The 1,983-nt window shown below is 39.3% G+C and carries 2 protein-coding genes; both read right to left on the bottom strand.

Translation table 11 applies throughout. From position 1 onward, the window contains the following. Positions 1-185: 185 nt before the first annotated feature. A complete protein-coding gene (locus AB4238_RS22220) occupies positions 186-1,508 on the bottom strand; it encodes a type II toxin-antitoxin system HipA family toxin (protein ID WP_372035782.1) in 1,323 nt (440 codons plus the stop codon). Continuing rightward, positions 1,508-1,789 (bottom strand): helix-turn-helix domain-containing protein, encoded by a 282-nt coding sequence (locus AB4238_RS22215; protein ID WP_372035780.1) that lies wholly within the window; start codon positions 1,787-1,789, stop codon positions 1,508-1,510. Before AB4238_RS22215 ends, AB4238_RS22220 begins: the two co-directional genes overlap by 1 nt. Positions 1,790-1,983 lie beyond the last annotated feature (194 nt).

Genomic DNA, 1,983 nt, shown 5'->3' with positions numbered 1-1,983 from the left:
GGCATATTGAATGCCTCAGAAAAATGGACAATGCCAATTCATAATTGGAGCCTTTGTTTATCTCAGTTAGCCATTTATTTTGAAGGGCGCTTAGACAGCGTCCTAGACATTTAAAAATTAGCCTGACACAGAATATTGAACGCCCTCTGATTTTAGGTCAGAAAATTATCCTGCTGTTCGTTTAATTAATCCACATCCCCATCCGTCAATCTTTTTGCTCTATTTTTAAAGCCAGTCAAAATAGAATCTCTTATATGTTCTGGAAAATCTTCTGGTAACTGTGCCATTACTTTCGCAATCACGGCATCAACGGAATCAGCAACCTCTTGTAAAATGGCGGTCATAGTCTGGGGATCAAACCCGATCGCCTTGGCTGTTTGGATAAAGTGCCTTGGGAAGATTTGTGCTATCCGATATTCCTTACCTTTCGTCGCTTTGAGTCCCATAGCCAACTTAGCCTTACGGATATTTAAACCTTTTCCACCAATGGCTGGGTATATGGACAAAATATCGTAAAATGGTGTTAATTGATAACCGCCACCAGCCTCAATGAATAATGAGAAATTTTTCGCATGCCCATCGGTTGCAGCTAGTAGCCAAAATAACACTTGAGACTTCATGAAATTATACCTATCTCGCTCTGCACTCATAGAACCGAGTAAGTAAGGCATTATCTGCTCAATACCTGGCCCACCATTACTTTCATATTTTTTCGCTGGTGGAATATTTAATGCCTGGCAAAAATCCTCTTGGGGCAATCGCATAATCCATTCACCATCACTAGATAACTTACGGTCAAAGCGCTCGACAGCAAACGCTTTAATATCACCCACTTTGATTATTGAGCATTGCGGAACATCTAAGCCAAACTCCCTAACTATCATCATGCATAGGTATTCGTTTTCAACGCTGTCAGACATATCTATAGTATGCGAATGACTTTGTATCTCACCAATAGGTAGCTTAATAATATGCGTTGTCGGTGTTGCTTTAATAGGAAGCAACCATTGATCCTCTAAGTTTAGTAAAGCAGTCTTCTCTTGGGCGCCCGCAATAGAGATTCGAAAGTCATCTTCATCGGCTAGCATACCTAACGGAATATCTGACTTATAACCCTTTAGTACTTTTTCCAATGCGTTATTAGATAAGGGTTTATATTCAATTTTTTTGACATCGAAAGCTTGTTGACCATGCGAAACTAGTTGCAATGCTCCTACGCTGTCTTGCCCCACTTTCGCTAATAGATCGAACGCTTGTGTCGACTGTGCATGGTAACGAGCAACAATTCTATTTCTCACCTCAATATTATCTGGCAGTAGATTATCAAAGAAGTTATAAACCTCATCGCCTTTATACTCTTTTTTTTGCAGCGGCATAGACAAAGAAATAGGGCGACTATTAGACGTATTTAACCATTGCTTAGCATACTTAAACAGGTGAGAGCCAGTAGTGGATTTAGTAAACTCTCCTACGAGATAACCGTTCATATAAACATCAAGAACTGCCATTACCACTCCTCCTTCCATTCATGGTCCGGTGCGATGTTATTATCGTCAACCAACTTACTCTTCAGTCCTGGATTTCTAACCTTAATGTCTAGCTCAAGATTTAAAGCTGATAAAATCTTAAATAGCGTTTCTAATTTTGTGGAATCAGGGTTTTGCTCAAAACTTGAAACAGTATCCTGACGAATGCCAATCTTATTACCCACCTTACTTTGCGACAACTGCATATTTAGTCGTGCATCTTTGAGGTACACAGCAAGCTGTTTTGAGTTAGTTACCTTCATGATCACTTTACCTATAGAGCCTATTACTAGGTTTATTTTACACGCTAAAACAGGTAAATCAACAATGACACGCTATAGCCGTTAGAATAACAATTACACGCTATAACCGTTAGAATAATCATTACACGCTATAACCGTTAGAATAACAATTACACGCTACAACCGTTAGAATAACAATTACACGCTACAACCGT

Source organism: Shewanella sp. 10N.286.45.A1 (assembly GCF_041470405.1).
In the GTDB taxonomy this organism is placed as follows: Bacteria; Pseudomonadota; Gammaproteobacteria; order Enterobacterales; family Shewanellaceae; genus Shewanella.
This window is presented reverse-complemented; position numbering and strand designations above follow the sequence as displayed.

Bases quoted from the DNA above. Each gene is read 5' to 3' on its own strand.
- AB4238_RS22215 (WP_372035780.1), bottom strand. From the start codon at position 1,789: ATGAAGGTAACTAACTCAAAACAGCTTGCTGTGTACCTCAAAGATGCA.
- AB4238_RS22220 (WP_372035782.1), bottom strand. From the start codon at position 1,508: ATGGCAGTTCTTGATGTTTATATGAACGGTTATCTCGTAGGAGAGTTT.